The 17,453-nt window shown below is 33.9% G+C and carries 15 protein-coding genes; 6 read left to right on the plus strand and 9 right to left on the minus strand.

The window, feature by feature from the left end:
• The first annotated feature begins 8 nt into the window (after positions 1 to 8).
• Complete coding sequence (gene hutI / locus ACNQGH_RS07860; protein ID WP_417955429.1) at positions 9 to 1,247, plus strand: imidazolonepropionase; 1,239 nt, start codon at positions 9 to 11, stop codon at positions 1,245 to 1,247.
• A 48-nt stretch (positions 1,248 to 1,295) separates the two neighbouring features.
• Here hutI and ACNQGH_RS07865 read toward each other — a convergent pair whose 3' ends face one another.
• Positions 1,296 to 2,180, minus strand: coding sequence for a hypothetical protein (locus ACNQGH_RS07865; RefSeq protein ID WP_417955430.1), 885 nt, complete (start codon positions 2,178 to 2,180; stop codon positions 1,296 to 1,298).
• Between the two features lie 104 nt (positions 2,181 to 2,284).
• Between ACNQGH_RS07865 and ACNQGH_RS07870 the strand changes: the two genes are divergently transcribed.
• From ACNQGH_RS07870 to ACNQGH_RS07885, 4 genes are all read left to right on the plus strand, one after another.
• Positions 2,285 to 3,316: a formimidoylglutamase gene (locus ACNQGH_RS07870; protein WP_417955431.1), complete on the plus strand. Its 1,032-nt coding sequence runs from the start codon at positions 2,285 to 2,287 to the stop codon at positions 3,314 to 3,316.
• Between the two features lie 138 nt (positions 3,317 to 3,454).
• Entirely contained in the window at positions 3,455 to 4,708 is a 1,254-nt protein-coding gene (locus ACNQGH_RS07875) for a DEAD/DEAH box helicase (RefSeq protein ID WP_417955432.1), read from the plus strand.
• 179 nt (positions 4,709 to 4,887) lie between these two features.
• Positions 4,888 to 5,364 (plus strand): Hsp20/alpha crystallin family protein, encoded by a 477-nt coding sequence (locus ACNQGH_RS07880; RefSeq protein WP_314897792.1) that lies wholly within the window; start codon positions 4,888 to 4,890, stop codon positions 5,362 to 5,364.
• Between the two features lie 156 nt (positions 5,365 to 5,520).
• Positions 5,521 to 5,715 (plus strand): hypothetical protein, encoded by a 195-nt coding sequence (locus tag ACNQGH_RS07885; RefSeq protein ID WP_417955433.1) that lies wholly within the window; start codon positions 5,521 to 5,523, stop codon positions 5,713 to 5,715.
• Between the two features lie 118 nt (positions 5,716 to 5,833).
• Here ACNQGH_RS07885 and ACNQGH_RS07890 read toward each other — a convergent pair whose 3' ends face one another.
• The 3 genes from ACNQGH_RS07890 to aroC form a co-directional block, all read right to left on the minus strand.
• A complete protein-coding gene (locus ACNQGH_RS07890; protein ID WP_417955434.1) occupies positions 5,834 to 8,050 on the minus strand; it encodes a response regulator in 2,217 nt (738 codons plus the stop codon).
• A 233-nt stretch (positions 8,051 to 8,283) separates the two neighbouring features.
• On the minus strand, positions 8,284 to 9,564 hold the full coding sequence (locus tag ACNQGH_RS07895) for a dicarboxylate/amino acid:cation symporter (protein WP_417955435.1): 1,281 nt from the start codon (positions 9,562 to 9,564) through the stop codon (positions 8,284 to 8,286).
• Between the two features lie 68 nt (positions 9,565 to 9,632).
• Positions 9,633 to 10,697, minus strand: coding sequence for a chorismate synthase (gene aroC, locus ACNQGH_RS07900; RefSeq protein WP_417955436.1), 1,065 nt, complete (start codon positions 10,695 to 10,697; stop codon positions 9,633 to 9,635).
• A gap of 582 nt (positions 10,698 to 11,279) precedes the next feature.
• Between aroC and ACNQGH_RS07905 the strand changes: the two genes are divergently transcribed.
• On the plus strand, positions 11,280 to 11,783 hold the full coding sequence (locus ACNQGH_RS07905) for a hypothetical protein (protein ID WP_417955437.1): 504 nt from the start codon (positions 11,280 to 11,282) through the stop codon (positions 11,781 to 11,783).
• A 51-nt stretch (positions 11,784 to 11,834) separates the two neighbouring features.
• Here ACNQGH_RS07905 and ACNQGH_RS07910 read toward each other — a convergent pair whose 3' ends face one another.
• From ACNQGH_RS07910 to ACNQGH_RS07930, 5 genes are all read right to left on the minus strand, one after another.
• Positions 11,835 to 12,263 (minus strand): protease complex subunit PrcB family protein, encoded by a 429-nt coding sequence (locus tag ACNQGH_RS07910; RefSeq protein ID WP_417955438.1) that lies wholly within the window; start codon positions 12,261 to 12,263, stop codon positions 11,835 to 11,837.
• A 38-nt stretch (positions 12,264 to 12,301) separates the two neighbouring features.
• Positions 12,302 to 13,435, minus strand: a complete 1,134-nt coding sequence (gene bshA / locus ACNQGH_RS07915) for an N-acetyl-alpha-D-glucosaminyl L-malate synthase BshA (protein WP_417955439.1) — start codon at positions 13,433 to 13,435, stop codon at positions 12,302 to 12,304.
• A gap of 76 nt (positions 13,436 to 13,511) precedes the next feature.
• The gene (locus ACNQGH_RS07920; protein WP_417955440.1) at positions 13,512 to 15,536 is read right to left on the minus strand and encodes a heavy metal translocating P-type ATPase; all 2,025 of its coding nucleotides are present in this window, start codon (positions 15,534 to 15,536) and stop codon (positions 13,512 to 13,514) included.
• Entirely contained in the window at positions 15,520 to 16,719 is a 1,200-nt protein-coding gene (locus tag ACNQGH_RS07925; protein WP_417955441.1) for an MFS transporter, read from the minus strand. The genes ACNQGH_RS07920 and ACNQGH_RS07925 overlap by 17 nt, the downstream gene beginning before the upstream one ends.
• A 40-nt stretch (positions 16,720 to 16,759) precedes the next feature.
• Complete coding sequence (locus tag ACNQGH_RS07930; RefSeq protein WP_417955442.1) at positions 16,760 to 17,380, minus strand: phosphatase PAP2 family protein; 621 nt, start codon at positions 17,378 to 17,380, stop codon at positions 16,760 to 16,762.
• Between the last annotated feature and the right edge of the window lie 73 nt (positions 17,381 to 17,453).

Here is a 17,453-nt window from a genome sequence, read left to right on the forward strand (position 1 = left end):
TTTTCCAGATGACAACACTAATTATCAATATAAAGGAATTACTTCAGGTAAGGGAGACAACTATCGCTAAGGTTTCCGGTGCCGAGATGGCTGTTCTTCCGACCATTAAAAATGCTTTTTTAGTAATTAAAGACAACTTAATTGCTGATTTTGGCCCTATGGATAATTTGCCTGAACTACCTGCTGACACAATTATTGATGGAACCGGAAAGATGGTTTTACCGTGCTGGTGTGATAGTCATACCCATATCGTTTATGCCGGCAATCGGGAGCAGGAATTCGTTGACAGAATAAAGGGGTTGACTTATGAAGAAATTGCCAATCGTGGCGGTGGAATCTTAAATTCGGCAAAAAAACTCAACGCATCCACTGAAGACGAAATCTACGATCAGTCAAAGGCCAGACTGGAAGAAATCATGCGTTTGGGAACAGGGGCTGTAGAAATCAAATCAGGATATGGGCTGACATTCGATGGAGAGCTCAAAATGCTTCGTGTTATACAACGTTTAGCACAAAACTATCCCATAACCATAAAAGCAACTTTTCTGGGCGCCCACGCCTTCCCTTTAGATTACGCAGCAAACCATCAGGGCTATATTGATTTAATCATCAGCAAAATGCTTCCGGAAATTGGCAAAAATAAACTAGCCGACTTCATAGATGTGTTTTGCGAAACCGGTTATTTCACTGTTGCAGAAACAGAACAAATCATGGAAGCCGGAATCCGTTTTGGTTTAAAACCAAAAATTCATGTCAATCAGTTCAACTCCATTGGGGGAATTCAGGCCGGAATAAAATATAATGCGCTTTCTGTAGATCATCTTGAAGTAATGACACCAGCAGACATTATCGCTTTGAAAAATACGCAAACGATGCCAGTTGCTTTACCTTCGTGTTCTTATTTCCTGAGTATTCCTTATACACCTGCACGAGAAATTATCGCTGCCGGACTTCCGTTGGCATTAGCAACGGATTATAATCCGGGGTCTACTCCATCCGGAAATATGAATTTCGTTGTTGCTACAGCTTGTATCAAAATGAAAATGACTCCCGAAGAAGCCATAAATGCTGCCACCATAAACGGTGCCTATGCTATGGGAATTTCAGGAACCCATGGAAGTATAACCATTGGTAAAAAAGCAAACCTTATCATTACAAAACCCATTCCCTCCTACTATCAATTGCCTTATGCATTTGGCAGTACTCTTATCGATGCTGTATTAATAGAAGGTAACCTTTTTGCATAAAAAAAGAGGAACAATGCTCCTCTTTTTTTATTTTGTAATTTCTAACGCTTATTTCAAAACAAAGCTGGTTTTAGAAACTAAAACATCTCTATCAAAAATATTGATAAAATACGTTCCTTTAGCAAAATCTTTTCCTTTTAAATCTTCAGAAACAGTAATAGTTTTGTTTTCATATTTTACATTAGTTGCAAAACTATAGGTTAAAGTATTCTCTCCAAAAGTCTCTGTTTTTTTATCTCCCAAAACATTATTTTTACTATCAATTACTTGAACATAATATGTTTTATCTCCTGATTTAGCAATTTGATTTTCAGCAATTGTAAAACTAACTCTAAGAACATCAGCTCTGCTCGCTTTATCTGTTTCTATCTGTTTACCAGAACTTCTTAATTTAAAAGCAGATCCCCTTGTGTTTAAAACCGTTAATTTTGAACCAATTTCAACTGTTTTTGCCAATTCTTCATTTTGGCCGGTTAATGCTTCAACATTCTTTTTAGTTTCTCCTAATACCACAACCGTACTATCACGTTGTGTAGTTAAAGTTGTATTTTGTTTTTTCAAACCCTCATTCTCAGCCATTAAAACCTTCATATTCCCTTGCAAAGAAAGGAACTGTGTTTTGTACTTAGACATAGAAGCTACATCGCCTTTAGATTTACTAAGATCAGACATTAAGTTTACCACTTTGTCTCTTTCTTGAATTAACTCATCAGACATTGACGTGTTTTCTGCAATCGCAGCATCATAAGTAGATTTTAGTTCCTGTAAATCTTTCATAACGGATTCTTTTTCGGTCAATGTAGTTTTTAATTCTGTTTTAACTACATCAACGTCAGAAGTCATTTTAAAAATATACACTAAACTTCCCACTAATAAAACTGCTAAAACCGCTATAACCGCTTTAAGACTTGAACTGCTTTTTTGATTTTCCATAATTTGATTTTAATTTTTATTTTATACAAATTTAACAATATATAACTAGTTAATAACGTAAGTTAACACAATTATATTATTTTTGAAAAAAAATATTTTTTTTAATGGAAAAAATTATCCCGTTTACCATCAATGATCTTGCAAAAATTACGAACCACAGAAGTGGTGAAATAAAATTTGGAGAGAAAATGATAACAGTTCCAAAAGAAGCTGACCCTATCGCATTTCTAAAAACTTGCGACGCTAAATACGTATTGTTAGGAATACCGGAAGACATAGGCATCAGAGCTAATTTCGGCAGACCTGGCGCAGCATCAGCTTGGGATAGCGCTATAAAAAGCATTGCTAACATTCAGCACAATCGTTTTTGTAAAGGAAACCAACTGGTTGTCTTGGGACAATTGAACGTAACTGAAGAAATGAAAGAAGTGGAGCATTTGGATTTTAATGATATTGACGATCGTTCCAAATTGAGTCAGCTTGTAGAAAAAATTGATAAGGATGTTTCTCACATCATTTTTAATATTATAAAATTAGGAAAAACTCCAATAGTTATCGGCGGAGGACATAATAATGCCTATGGAAACATAAAAGGTGCTGCCCTTGCAAAAGGGAAACCTGTCAATGCGATAAATTTTGATGCACATTCTGATTTTAGGATTTTAGAAGGCCGTCACAGCGGTAATGGTTTTTCCTATGCTTTTGAAGAAGGTTTTCTAAAAAAATATTTTATTTTTGGTTTGCACGAAAATTATACTTCGAAAAGTGTGCTGGACATTATCAAAAAAATTGAAGATCGTGTGCGTTACAATACCTATGACAGTCTAAACATCCGAAAAGAAAAAGATTTCAATCAGGAAATGACGCAAGCCTTAGAATTTATAAACGACGATTTTTTCGGAATCGAGATCGATCTTGATGCAATTCCAAATATTGCATGTAGTGCCATGACATTAAGTGGTTTTTCAGTAGAACAGCTTCGTCAATTTATTTCTTTTTTTGCAAAAAATAAAAACGCAACCTATTTGCATATTTGTGAAGGTGCCCCCGATTTAGGAGAAGACAAAAACAATCATTTAATCGGTAAACTCATAGGCTATCTTATAACCGATTTTATTAAATCCAATATTCAATAGTCCTTTTTATTGCTGAATTTCTTCTTAACAACTTCAGAAATTATTTCGAGAATACCGTAAAACAGCCATCAAAAATATTAATACTATCTTTGCCCCACTATCTCTGTACTTAATACAAAGATATTTAATACCAAAAATATGTTATTCGAAGATTTATCGCTTTCAAAAAGTATACAAAAAGCCGTATTTGAACAAGGCTATACCAGTCCAACTCCTATACAGGAACAATCTATTCCGCTAGTATTAGCAGGTAGGGATTTAATAGGCTGCGCACAAACAGGAACAGGAAAAACAGCCGCATTTGCAATTCCAATCATACACCAATTACACCGGATTGTAGGTTCCTCCAAAAAAGCCAAACAAATTCGTGCTTTAGTGATCACTCCAACCCGCGAATTAGCCGTTCAAATTGGACAAAGCTTTGATACCTATGGTAAATATACCAACTTGACTCAACTGACCATTTTTGGTGGAGTTTCGCAAAATCCTCAAGTGGACACCCTGAGAAATGGTGTGGATATTTTGATAGCAACTCCGGGACGATTACTTGATTTACACAAACAAGGTTTTATCGATTTAGATCACCTGCATACCTTGGTTCTTGATGAAGCGGATCAAATGCTTGATATGGGATTTGTAAATGATGTAAAGAAAATTGTAAAGCTTACGCCAAAGAACAGACAGACCTTATTTTTCTCTGCTACAATGCCAATTGCTATTAGAGAATTAGCAGAAATGTTTCTTACAGATCCGGCGACAGTAACTGTTTCACCGGTATCATCTACGGCCGAAAATGTGGAACAACGCGTTTATTTTGTCGAAAAAACAGAAAAAAGAAATCTGCTATACCATTTGATTAAAAATGAAAATCTATCCGATGTTTTGGTTTTTTCCAGAACGAAACACGGTGCAGATAATGTTGTAAAAGCATTGCGCAAAAATAACATTGCTGCAGAAGCCATACATGGAGACAAATCTCAAAATGCAAGGCAACGTGTTTTGGATGCTTTCAAAAATAAAGAAGTTGGCGTTTTAGTAGCTACTGATATTGCAGCAAGGGGAATTGATATTGACCAATTACCATTTGTTATCAATTTTGATTTACCAAACATTCCTGAAACGTACGTTCATAGAATAGGAAGAACCGGTCGTGCCGGAAATGGGGGAATTGCCATTTCTTTTTGTAGCAAGGACGAGCACGCGTATTGGAAAGACATCCAAAAACTAATAAAAGTGGATGTACAAAAAGTAAATGACCATCCTTACCCTTGGCATTCAGGAAGTCCGGAAACAGCTCCGGCGGCTGCACAAAAAAACTCAAATCGAAGCGGTGCAGCACATAAATCAAGAAAATCGGAAGTTTCAAAACAAAATAAGAAACGCTGGTATTAATACCTTTTTCCAGAACTAAATTATACGATGTAAGAAATGCCTTTTTAACTTTGGTTAAAAAGGCATTTCGACGTTAATAGACTTACCTTCAACGTTTTGTGTGTTAAATGTATTTTTTATGGTAAATAATTTCATTAAATTTGATTTAACTTATTTAAAACATTTAAAATTAAACACCTATGGAAAATTTAGTTAAAAGAAACAGTGCTTTCCCTTCGATTAATACTGGCCTATTTCCGTCAGTGAACACATTTTTTGATGATTTTGTATCCAGAGATCTTTTTGATTGGGCAGATAAAAATTTTACGGCTATTGGCAGTAATTTACCTTCTGTAAACTTGAAAGAAACAGAAGATAAATTAGAAGTGGATTTAGCTGCTCCTGGTTTAAAAAAAGAAGATTTTAAAGTTGAAATTGATAATAACATGCTTATGATTTCTTCAGAAAAAGAAGAAGAGAAAGAAGAAACAAGAAAAAAAGATAATTACATTCGAAAAGAATTTAGTTATCAATCTTTTTTCAGATCTTTCAATCTACCCGAATATATAGATGAAAGCAAAATAGAAGCAAGTTACAAAGATGGAATTCTCCATATTGTTATTGCTAAAAAAGAAGGTGCCAAGAAAAAAGAACATAAAACTATTGCAATCAAATAAAATTTATTTTTAATATATCCTTAATATTAAACAATAGATTAAAATCGTTAGGCCATTGTAAGCATTGGTTTAACGATTTTAATTTTGACTCATTAGTATTTCTACCAAACCAACTTTATCAGTAGGCAATTAAAAATAACATCAAAAAGTGATATTATGAAGACGTCGAAACATTTTTTTAAAAAAAATCAATTTTTTACAGATTACGGAAACGTACAAAATAAAGCGTACGAATTGACTCATCCAAAACTTGAAATAAAAATCACTCTTGATGCTGCGGGAAATAAAAAAACACCACATCCGTTATTGTTGCAAATGTATTCGAAAGAAAACGAAGTACTTTTTATTTAGAACCATGTTATGATAAAAAAAATGGAGCTATAGCTATTTTAGACTCCATTTTTTTATGTTTATAAGTGAATCAACGTTAAAATAAAATTTTGACAGTACCAACTTTCAAATCAAAAAACTAAAAAACTGCTGCGTCACTTCTTTTATTTTTTGTTATCAAAACATTGATGATTTTAAACAACTTAGCCGAATCAAAAGGTTTTACAATAATATCATCTATTCCAGCTGAAATAGCTTCTTCAGTAATTTCTTCCTTATCAAATGCCGTTAATGCAATAATAGGCGTTTCAATACCTTTAAAGCGAATTCTTCTTGAAGTTTCAAAGCCATTAATCAAAGGCATATTGATATCCATTAAAATAATATCAAAATGCTCCTCTTCTAATATTTTAATAGCCTGGTAGCCATCATCGATCACAGTACAAGTATAATTATTCTTTTTGAGGATTTTTTCCGTGACAATTTGGTTGATTCTGTTGTCTTCGACCACTAAAACCTTCAATTGTTTATTTGAGGATAAATCAACAGGAATACTATTGATTATTTCATTGGTTTTCTCCGGATCAAATTCAAATGCAATTGTAAATGTAAATACAGTTCCAACGCCAATGACACTTTCAAGTGCAATATCACTTCCAAAAAGACCTAATAAACGCTTCACGATTGATAAGCCTAAGCCCGTGCCTTGGTAGTCTACTTCTTTTCTTCCAACCTGAACAAATTTTTCAAAAATCTTGTCCTGATCTTCAATGGCAATTCCTACGCCATTGTCCTTTATTTTAAATTCAATAAAATGGGACTTATTTGTTACTTTCACTAAATTCACATCAATAAATACCTCTCCATTTTTGGTAAATTTCAGTGCGTTACTCACTAAATTAATCACTATTTGAGAAAGCCTTAATTTATCTCCAATTAAATATTCTGGAATTGCCGGGTCGATATTAACAATAATAAAATTATTATTATTCTTCGCAATGAATGACAATGCGTTTTTAATCATGTTGATCTCGTCTGAAATATTGAAAGTCAGATTTTCAAGAACGATTCTATTTTCTTCAATTTTATTAATTTGAAGCACATCATTCACTAATGACAATAAATATCTGGCTGAAAACTTGAGAGAACTTAAATGTGGGCTGTTTGCTAACTCTTTATGTTCGTCCAGCAACATATTGGTAATTCCGACCACCCCATATAAAGGAGTTCTTAATTCATGGGTAATAGTAGAAACAAATTGTGATTTAAGTATGGATGCTTCTTCAGCTTTTTCTTTGGCAATAAACAATTTGTCATTCGCAAGAGACAATTCTTTATTTGTTTTTTTCTTAAAGTTATTGTTTTTAAACAGCGTATAAACCAGTATTAATAAAAAACACAATACAACAATAAACAACAGGACAATGATTCTGGATTTCTTCAAACTCTGATATTGTAAATCTTTCTCAATTTCAATTTTATCAATCTCTCTTTTATATTCATCCAATTCAAGATTGATACCGGCCATATTAGCCTTTTTAAGTGTCTCTTTATTATTGAGTTCTTCCGTAATTTTATTATAAATTGCCAGATTTTCGTATGCCTTTTTGTATTCGCCGTTATTTAATAAGTACTTAGAATATTCATGGTGAGTAAATGACAAATCGGATTTCTCCTTTCCTTCATTTCCTAATCGTATAGCATTTAAAAATGATGCGGTCGCTTTTTTATGATCCTCTTTAAAACCGTAGTACATTCCATTGAGCATATTTAAGGCTACAATCGTTGTCTCATCTCCATACTTTTTATGGTATTTATTAATGAATTTTAAATACGGAAAACCTTCATCAAAAAGACCAATATCAAAATAAGCCCATGTGATATTCAGTTTTGTTAAAACAATCTCTGTTGAATCGGAAATTTTTTTACTGTACTCTAATGAATTTTTATAATAATTAATTCCCTTTTTATATTGCTTTTTTTCAAAACTATATATATTACCTAAATTATTATTTATCCACGCTTTTATAGTATCATTACTCGTTTTACCGGCATAGGACAATGCTTTTTTATAAAAAAAGATGGCTTTACTATATTCTGATAATTTTTCATAATTTGCTCCAATTGTATTATACGAAATTGCAACGAGGTTATCATCCTTAGAATTGATAGCTTGATGTAAAGCGAGTCTTGACGTTATTAATGATTTTTCAAAATTAGAATTACGCAAGTATTGAGAAGCTTGTTTTGTTAATTTTGTAATTTCTTTTTTTGTGGGAGTGAGCGATAAAGAATAACAATTAATGTTAAAAATATTTAATACTAAAAGTAATAAAAAGATTCTGATCTGATACATATGTCGCTATTCTTAAACCAAATATACAATATATTAATAAGAAAAGTGCTGTCTTTATTAATATTATACTAAAACTTAAATTTTGATTAAAATTTAAGTTTTATGAAAATAAAACGGCAAAAAAAAAGTAAAAAGTTTATGGTCTATTTAAACCAGAGCAACTAATTTCAAATGAAAAAACCTATCTGAAAAAAATCAAATAGGTTTTTGTTTTTATAAAAAACAAAATTCAGTTATTCTGCTGGTACAATCTCATTTTCGTCTTCAACTTCCCATTGTCCTACAACCGATGTGGCTAATGCATTTCCTAAAACATTGGTTGCACTACGAAACATATCGCAAAAATGATCTATTGGTAAAATTAAAGCAATCCCTTCAATAGGAATTTTAAACATTCCACAAGTTGCCGCAACTACTACTAAACTTGCTCTTGGCACACCTGCAATTCCCTTACTGGTAAGCATCAATACCAAAAGCATTGTCATTTGTGTTCCTAAATCTAAATGGACGCCATAAGCCTGTGCAATAAAAATACTGGCAAATGTCATGTACATCATACTTCCGTCTAAATTAAAGGAATAGCCTAATGGCAACATAAAAGAAACAATCCTGTCTTTTACTCCAAAACGTTCCAATTCCTCCGTAAGTTTAGGAAAAACAGCTTCGCTGCTTGTTGTACCAAAGGCAATGATTAAAGGACCTACAATTCTTTTAAGCAAAATGGTCATTCTGCCTTTAAGGAAAATATACCCTATCAGTATTAATACCATCCATATTGACGAAATGCCAATTAAGAAAGAACCAAAGAATTTGAAATAGGTTACCGCTAATTCCTGAAAATCCCTTACTGCAAACACGCCGGCAATAGCACCAAAAACGCCTATTGGAGCAAACTTCATTACGTAGTTTACCATTTTCAAAACAATATGGGATGTTTTGTCTAATGCATTTATAACCGGTTTTACATAATCTCCTAAAGATGCTGCTGCCAAACCGAAGAAAATGGAAAAAATAACGATTTGCAAAATCTCATTAGTTGCCATTGCCTCAAAAATACTTTTTGGGACGATATGCTCTATAAAGTTTTCGAATGAGATGTTTTGAGTTTTTGCGGTCACTTCTGAAACTGAAGCTAAATCAACATTTGATAAATTAAGTCCAACTCCTGGTTCAAGTAAGTTTACAAAAAACATACCCAACAGCAGAGAGATGAAAGATGCTGAAAAAAACCAACCTAATGCTTTTCCTCCAATTCTTCCTACCGCTTTAATATCTCCTAATTTAGCAATCCCAACTACAAGAGTCGTAAATACCAGAGGCGATATGATCATTTGAACCAATCGAATAAAAACCGTAGCCAGCATTTTAATTTTGCTGCTAAAAGATTGCGCCGCTTCTGCAGCAATTGAATTATGAATAATTATTCCTAAAACAGCTCCTAAAAGCATGGCGATAAGAATTTGGCCGGTTAAGCCCTTAAAAAATGATGGTTTCTTGGTTGTGACTGTATTCATTAAAATTAGCAAATGATTTCAAAGTTATGGCTCAGGATTTAGCTCGTCAAAATACTGAGTAGGCAATTCTATTTTAAATAGGTTTTATTAATCAGATAAAAATCAGCCAGAACTATTGCTGCCATAGCTTCTACAATAGGAACTGCACGAGGAACAACACAAGGATCATGACGCCCTTTACCTGTCATTTCAGTGATATTACCTTTATTATCCAGTGATTCTTGTTTTTGCATAATAGTAGCCACAGGCTTGAAAGCCACACGGAAATAAATATCCATTCCGTTGCTTATTCCTCCTTGAATTCCTCCCGAAAGATTGGTTTTGGTTGTCCCATCAGGATTATATAAATCGTTGTGTTCGCTTCCTTTCATTTTGGCACCACAAAAACCGCTTCCAAATTCAAATCCTTTTACCGCATTTATGGAAAGCATTGCTTTACCCAATTCAGCATGGAGTTTGTCAAAAACAGGCTCTCCTAAACCAATAGGCACATTTTGAATCACGCAGGTTACAGTTCCTCCTACGGTGTCCCCCTGTTTGCGAATATCACGGATGTATTCCTCCATGATTATAGCTGATGCTTCATCAGGACAACGAACAGGATTGCTTTCCGTTTTTGAAAAATCCAGTTCCTGGTATGGTTTTTCCAAAAATATGGGACCAACAGAAGAAACGTAAGCATTAATTTTGATTTCGGGCAACATTTGTTTGGCAACTGCTCCCGCTACTACCCTACTTGCTGTTTCACGGGCAGAACTACGTCCGCCACCGCGATAGTCACGTACTCCGTATTTTTTATCGTATACATAATCAGCATGACTTGGTCTGTAATTATCTTTTATATGAGAGTAATCATCTGATTTTTGATTGGTATTTGGAATTATAAAACCGATAGGTGTTCCAGTGGTTTTGCCTTCAAAAATTCCAGATAGAAATTGCACATCATCCGGTTCTTTTCTTTGTGTAACAATAGCCGATTGACCTGGTTTTCTTCTTGACATTTCAAGTTGAATCGCTTCTAGATCTAATGCTATTCCAGAAGGACAACCATCGATTATTCCGCCTAAAGCTTCACCGTGTGATTCACCAAAAGTTGTTATTCTAAATAGGGTTCCGTAGCTATTTCCTGCCATTATATTAAGTTTTGAACAAAAGTACTATTTTAGTTTAAAGTTTAAAAGTTTAAAGTTTAAAGTTTTAAAAAACAATGCGCATTTATTAATTTCAAATTAACATTTCATCCTACTTCTTAACCTCAAATTTCAAGTTATTTAATAATAATTACATTAATTTGTTGCAGTTCAAATCGCAATACATAAAAAAGAAAAGTCCCGAATTGGTCGTTTATTGGATCTGCATCTTGGATTTATGCGCATTATAAGATTAGGAAGTGAAGAGTTGAATCAGCAAAAAAAAACAGGAGTATGTTATTTGTGGCCCTATTCGAGAGACTAAAAGCATTTGAAAGTAAAACAAAAATGGTTCTACTGCATTTGAATTCAAGAGATTGTGTCTAAAATTTAACAGCATTGAAATACAATGAAATGGATGAAAGTTATTTCTTCCCTATGTTTTGAAAACAAAACATTTTAATTTATTTTTCGTTATTACTATCTTAAAAATTCTAAGAAGTGTGAATTATATAACATTTCGACAAAATTTTATAAACATCATATTCAACTTAATTATACTTTTGTATTAACAAATACTTACTTATGAAAAAAATTATTTTATCGGCAATAATGTTAATGGGATTAGCATTTACAGCACAAGCACAAGACATTTCTAAAAACGCATTGGGATTACGTTTAGGTGACAATGATGGTTTTGGTGGAGAAATTTCTTATCAAAGAGGTTTATCTGCAAACAACAGACTTGAATTGGACTTAGGTATTAGAAACAGAGGTAACTACAACAATGATGGCGATTTAAATGCAGTAAAATTAGCCGCTTTATACCAATGGGTATGGAACATTGATGGAGGTTTCAACTGGTATGCTGGTGTTGGTGGTGGTTTAGGTAGCTACGATTACAAATACAAAGATGGAACTACAAACAATGGAACTTTTGCATTTGCAGCTGGTGATATTGGGTTGGAGTACAACTTCGACATTCCATTGTTGATTTCATTAGATTTCAGACCTGAGTTTGGTGGTAATGGTTATTACAACAACAATTATGGTTCTGATATTGCATTGGGTCTTAGATACCAATTCTAATATTTAGCAACTAAATATATTTAAAAATGCCACTGTAGTGGCATTTTTTTTTTATTTAATAATGATTTCTTTTTTAGAATTTATCTTGACAACACAAAAGGGATTTGTAAAAGCCTGAGTTACTATACTTCCAGGTTCAGGGAGTGTTTCCTTTACAGTTATAATTATGTTTTTATCTGTTTCAACTGCAGTATCAATTCCTATTTTGTATCCTCCAGATGTTTTTTCTCCCATATTCAAAACAATAAAATTAGAATTCTGAACATCATTCGGACTGATTTTATTTTTTAGATTCTCATCATTCTGTAACATTTTAATCTCGTTTGGTTCCGAAAGAATTTCAAAAAAACGAATACTTGCTCCTCCATCACTTTGTTGGGTCAAGACTTCAAATAAAGGCTTTTTATCCGAACTTTTTATCGAAGAAGCTCCACAGGAAACTAATAATAGGGCCACAAATAAGACAGGTATTTTTTTCATTTTTTTGTTGATTTAAATATCAAATTAAGAATTTATTCCTACTTATATTTATTTATTGCCTTCTGATACAATTTTTCATATAAAGGCAAGATATTTTTAATATCAAACTTTGTAGCAATTGAAAGTGCATTCTCTTTAAACTTATTTAGAGTACGATCATCTTTCAGGATTTTCAAGGCATTCTCAGCCATTTCATCTGTATTCCCCACATCACTCAAATAACCTGAAAACGCATCAAAATTCACTTCCGACAGGCCTCCTGAATTACTGGAAATCACCGGAACACCCCAAGCCATTGCTTCAAGAGCGGCAAGGCCAAAACTTTCGGTTTCGGACGGAAGCAAGAATAAATCCGTATAACTCAATATCTTATCGATTTCATTACTATTCCCAAAAAATATCACTTTGTCTATGATACCTAATTCCTGACATAAATATTCTGCTTTTTCTTTTTCCGGACCATCGCCCACCATCATCAATTTAGCTGGGATTTCTTTTTGAATATTATAAAATATTTTAATGACATCCGGAATTCGTTTTACTTTTCTAAAATTACTGATATGTGTTATTATACGTTCATTCTCTTTTGCCATTACGGAGCGATGACAGGCAATACTGGGATCATTTACATTTTTATCCAGTTCAATAAAATTAGGTATTACCTCAATTTCATTTTTTATATTAAATAATTTGAGCGTATCATCTTTCAAACTTTGGGAAACCGAAGTAACATAATCAGATTTATTGATACTGAAAGTTACCGCAGGTTTATAAAACGGATGATTTCCAACTAAAGTAATATCAGTTCCGTGAAGCGTAGTCACCATGGGAATGCGAATTCCTTCATCTTTCAGCATTTGTTTGGCCATATAGCCTGCATAAGCATGAGGTATTGCATAATGTACATGCAATAATTCAATTTTATAGAGCTTCACCATATCGACCAATTTGCTTGACAAAGCCAATTCATAAGGTTGATAATGAAACAACGGATACTCCGGAACATTAACTTCGTGGTAATGCACATTTGCATTTAAAAGTGCCAGACGCACGGGCTGACTGTAGGTTATAAAATGTATTTCGTGACCACGTCGTGCCAATTCAAGACCTAATTCTGTAGCGACAACACCACTACCTCCAAAGGTAGGATAACAAACTATTGCAATTTTCATGTATGTAATTTAATGAAACGAAATTAATAAAAATAGGAATGGGTTTTATGGAAATTTAAGTTAAATACGATCAGACTTAAAATTCAATTCGTTGAATTCTTACCGCATTTAAAATGGCCAATAAAGCCACTCCAACATCAGCAAAAACGGCCTCCCACATCGTGGCCAATCCTCCGGCCCCCATTATTAAAACGATAAGTTTTACAGAAAAAGCGAGGCCAATATTTTGCCAAACAATTTGCTTTGTCTTTTTTCCAATACATATGGCTGTAAAAATCTTAGTGGACTGGTCATTTTGAATAACGACATCTGCCGTTTCAATGGCAGCGTCACTTCCTAAACCACCCATTGCGATTCCCACATCCGCCAAAGCAATTACTGGCGCATCATTTACGCCATCCCCAACAAATGCTATTTTTAAATGCTGCTCCTTTAGTTCGGAGATTTTTTGAACTTTGTTCTCTGGTAACAACTCTCCAAAAGCCTGGTCAATATTAAGCTCTTTGGCGACAAGCGAAACTATTGCCTGGTTATCCCCGGAAAGCATGCTCGTTTTGATATTTAATTGGTGTAAGTGCTGAATTGCTTCTTTTGCATCGTCTTTAATTTCATCTGCAATAATAAAATAGCCTACATATTTTTGATTAAGGGCAACCACTATAATTGTAAATGGGATGGTGTCAATTTCAGCAGTATAACCGATGTTGAATTTTTTCATTAATTTAGTACTTCCTACTAAAATTTCCATCCCGTCTACCACTCCTTGTATTCCATGACCTGCAATTTCTTTTACCTCGGTAACCGTGGTGTCTTTCACAATGTCCTTTGCATATTCAATTATAGCGGAACCAACAGGATGTGTCGATTTTGTTTCAATTGCGGCAGTATATTTTACCAAATCAGCTTCCGAAATTCCAACGGCTACAACTTTTTGAACTTTAAAAACACCTTTAGTTAACGTTCCGGTTTTATCCATAACCACCACTTGAATAGTTGCCAAAATATCCAAAAAAGTAGCCCCCTTAATTAAAATTCCGTTTTTACTGGCAGCACCAATTCCACCGAAGTACCCCAATGGAATAGAAATTACTAAAGCACAAGGACAAGAAATTACTAAGAAAATTAAAGCTCTGTACAACCAATCTTTGAATACATAGTTCTCCACAAATAATAGGGGAAGCAAACAGATTCCGATTGCCAGAAAAACAACTATCGGAGTATAAATTTTAGCAAATTTTCTAATAAATAATTCCGTTGTAGCTTTTTTAGCTGTTGCCTCCTGAACCATTTCTAAAATTCTGGATAACTTACTATCGGTAAAAACAGCTGTAACTTCGACTTGTGCGACAGCATTGAGGTTGATCATTCCGGCAAGAACCATTTCATCTTTTGATTTGGTGTCAGGTTTGCTTTCCCCTGTTAATGCTGCCGTATTAAAAGTAGCATGATCAGAAAGTAGTTTTCCATCCAAAGCTAATTTTTCACCCTGCTTCAACTGAATGATTTCACCGATCGCAATATCGGAAGCTTTTTTAGAAATAGTTTCGGATCCTTCAATAACGTTTGCCGAATCCGGTCTTTGATCTAATAATGATTTGATGCTTGATTTAGCTCTTTTTACGGCTAACATTTGGAATAATTCACCGATAGAGTAAAATAACATTACTGCAACGCCCTCAGCATATTGGCCAATCCCAAAAGCACCAAGTGTAGCAATGCCCATTAGAAAAAATTCTGAAAAAACAGCACCTTTGCGTATGCTTTCAAAAGCTTCTTTTAATACCGGCAAACCTACCGGAATATAAGCAATACAAAACCAGGCAATCCTTACCCACCCTATAAACCAGGATTGAGGAAAATAATTATCAAATGTAATTGCTGTCACCAGTAATAGTAAACTTATTATCGCGGGCAAAAACATTTTAAAAATGCTATCGTTTCCTTTGTAATGATCGTGGTCATGGTCCTCGTCAGAATGATTTTCTCGCTCGCCATCGGAAGAACAACATCCGGCAGCTTCGTTTGTCTTATTAGCTGTTTTTTCTTCTGAAGTGCAACACGATTCCTTGTTGTCACTTTCCTGTTTATGTTGGTGTGTCATTTTTAATGATTTTATCTTTTATAAAAAAAGAGAAGTAAATAATAACCAAAAGCGTTACTGTAGCTGCAGTAAAAAAGGTGGCATCGGCTCCAAATTGATACCATATTAATCCTGCCAAAGAACTAGCCATTAGAGCACCTATACTTTGAAATCCTGAATAGGTACCTATTGCTGTGGCTGTATCTTTTTTATCTGAAATAGTGCTGATCCATGCTTTTGAAATACCTTCCGTTGCAGCCGCATAAACGCCATAAATAAAAAAGAGCAGCGCAATGGCATAAATACCGTTACTGAAGGCCATTCCGAAATAAACTATAGCAAATAAAGATAATCCAAATATAAACATCTTCCTTAAACCTATTTTGTCTGCTAAAATACCTATTGGAAATGCAGAAAGCGCAAAGACTAAATTGTAAAAAATATAAACGCCAATTACGTTTGTATCATCAAGTCCGGCCTGTTTAGCTTTTAATAACAAAAAAACATCAGAACTATTAAATAATGCAAATGCCAATAATCCCAGTACTACTTTTCGATATTGTGCCGGGCTTGTCTTCCAATAATCAAGAAATGAAAAAAAAGATGTGGTTTTTTTTTCGATTGAATGGGTTTTAATTTTGTCTTTAACTAAGAATGAAGCCAATACGGCAAGCAAACCAGGAATAAAAGCGATATAAAAAAGCATTTTGTATTCCTGAGGATAAAAATAAAGATAACTTAAAGCTATAACTGGTCCTAAAACGGCACCTAAAGTATCCATCGATCTATGAAATCCAAAAATTTCCCCTTTGGAATCAGCGGTAGCTTCGTCCGATAAAATAGCATCCCGCGCTCCGGTACGGATTCCCTTTCCCAAACGATCAAGTGCCCTGGCAAAAAATATCCAAAACGGAAAAACAAATACTGCCATCATTGGCTTTGAAACAGCACTTAAACTATAGCCCAGTTGTACAAAGGGAACTCGCTTTCTGGAATTATCGGACAGCTTTCCAAAATATCCTTTACTTAGCCCAGCTAATGCTTCCGCAAATCCTTCTAAAATGCCAATTAATACAATTGAAAAACCAATAGTTTTAAGGTAAATAGGCATTATAGGATACAGCATTTCACTTGCTGTGTCAGTAAAGAGACTAACTAATGACAATACCCAGACTGTTTTTGTTATGTGATTCAGTATTTTCATTTTGTATCGCTTTTAAATAATAATTGCATGCAAATGGTAATTACCTTTTCTTTTTAGACCTTTTCCTGTTAAGCCATTTAGTAGCCTTATGCGTCATATATGCAGAACCACTTCCAATAATTGCTCCAGCCAAAACGTCAGTGGGATAATGGACGCCTAAATGCATTCGTGAATACCCTACAGTGCTTGCCCAAACAAAAGAGGGCACAACAACATACCATTTAGGATAGGCCATACTTAATGATGTTGCTGTTGCAAAAGCTAACGAAGTATGCCCCGAAGGAAATGAGTACCCTGGTGCGGAAGTCTCTTTTTCTATATCGGAATACGTATCAAATGGCCGCTCTCTTTTTACGCTATGTTTTAAAGCGGTCGTAATAAATGCTGAAACCAGAAATGTTTCTCCAATAAAAATTGCCTGTTTTTTGATTGTACTGTCTTTCTTTATCAATCCCATGGAATAAATAATAACAGGAGCTGCAACACTAAACGGAACGGCAGTATTAGTAACGAACTTAAAAGAAGGATCTAAATTTTCATTTCTATTAACATTAATATCCCTTAAAATATTTATATCTATATTTTGGGCATTTAAAAATGTTGTCAAAAAAAGAAATACCGTTAAATAGCTTATTTTAAATACTTTCCTTTTATTTTTCATAGTATTGATTTTCCAATCAAATATACTATAATACGCGGAGTAATTATTAACTAAATGTTCCAAAATAAAATTC

It is taken from the genome of Flavobacterium kochi (assembly GCF_048286715.1).
In the GTDB taxonomy this organism is placed as follows: domain Bacteria; phylum Bacteroidota; class Bacteroidia; order Flavobacteriales; family Flavobacteriaceae; genus Flavobacterium.

Coding starts and splice junctions, on each gene's coding strand:
- ACNQGH_RS07920 (WP_417955440.1), bottom strand. CDS start 15,536: ATGACACACCAACATAAACAGGAAAGTGACAACAAGGAATCGTGTTGC.
- ACNQGH_RS07895 (WP_417955435.1), bottom strand. CDS start 9,564: ATGAATACAGTCACAACCAAGAAACCATCATTTTTTAAGGGCTTAACC.
- ACNQGH_RS07870 (WP_417955431.1), top strand. CDS start 2,285: ATGGAAAAAATTATCCCGTTTACCATCAATGATCTTGCAAAAATTACG.
- ACNQGH_RS07865 (WP_417955430.1), bottom strand. CDS start 2,180: ATGGAAAATCAAAAAAGCAGTTCAAGTCTTAAAGCGGTTATAGCGGTT.
- aroC (WP_417955436.1), bottom strand. CDS start 10,697: ATGGCAGGAAATAGCTACGGAACCCTATTTAGAATAACAACTTTTGGT.
- ACNQGH_RS07905 (WP_417955437.1), top strand. CDS start 11,280: ATGAAAAAAATTATTTTATCGGCAATAATGTTAATGGGATTAGCATTT.
- ACNQGH_RS07890 (WP_417955434.1), bottom strand. CDS start 8,050: ATGTATCAGATCAGAATCTTTTTATTACTTTTAGTATTAAATATTTTT.
- ACNQGH_RS07880 (WP_314897792.1), top strand. CDS start 4,888: ATGGAAAATTTAGTTAAAAGAAACAGTGCTTTCCCTTCGATTAATACT.
- ACNQGH_RS07875 (WP_417955432.1), top strand. CDS start 3,455: ATGTTATTCGAAGATTTATCGCTTTCAAAAAGTATACAAAAAGCCGTA.
- ACNQGH_RS07910 (WP_417955438.1), bottom strand. CDS start 12,263: ATGAAAAAAATACCTGTCTTATTTGTGGCCCTATTATTAGTTTCCTGT.
- ACNQGH_RS07925 (WP_417955441.1), bottom strand. CDS start 16,719: ATGAAAATACTGAATCACATAACAAAAACAGTCTGGGTATTGTCATTA.
- ACNQGH_RS07885 (WP_417955433.1), top strand. CDS start 5,521: ATGAAGACGTCGAAACATTTTTTTAAAAAAAATCAATTTTTTACAGAT.
- ACNQGH_RS07930 (WP_417955442.1), bottom strand. CDS start 17,380: ATGAAAAATAAAAGGAAAGTATTTAAAATAAGCTATTTAACGGTATTT.
- hutI (WP_417955429.1), top strand. CDS start 9: ATGACAACACTAATTATCAATATAAAGGAATTACTTCAGGTAAGGGAG.
- bshA (WP_417955439.1), bottom strand. CDS start 13,435: ATGAAAATTGCAATAGTTTGTTATCCTACCTTTGGAGGTAGTGGTGTT.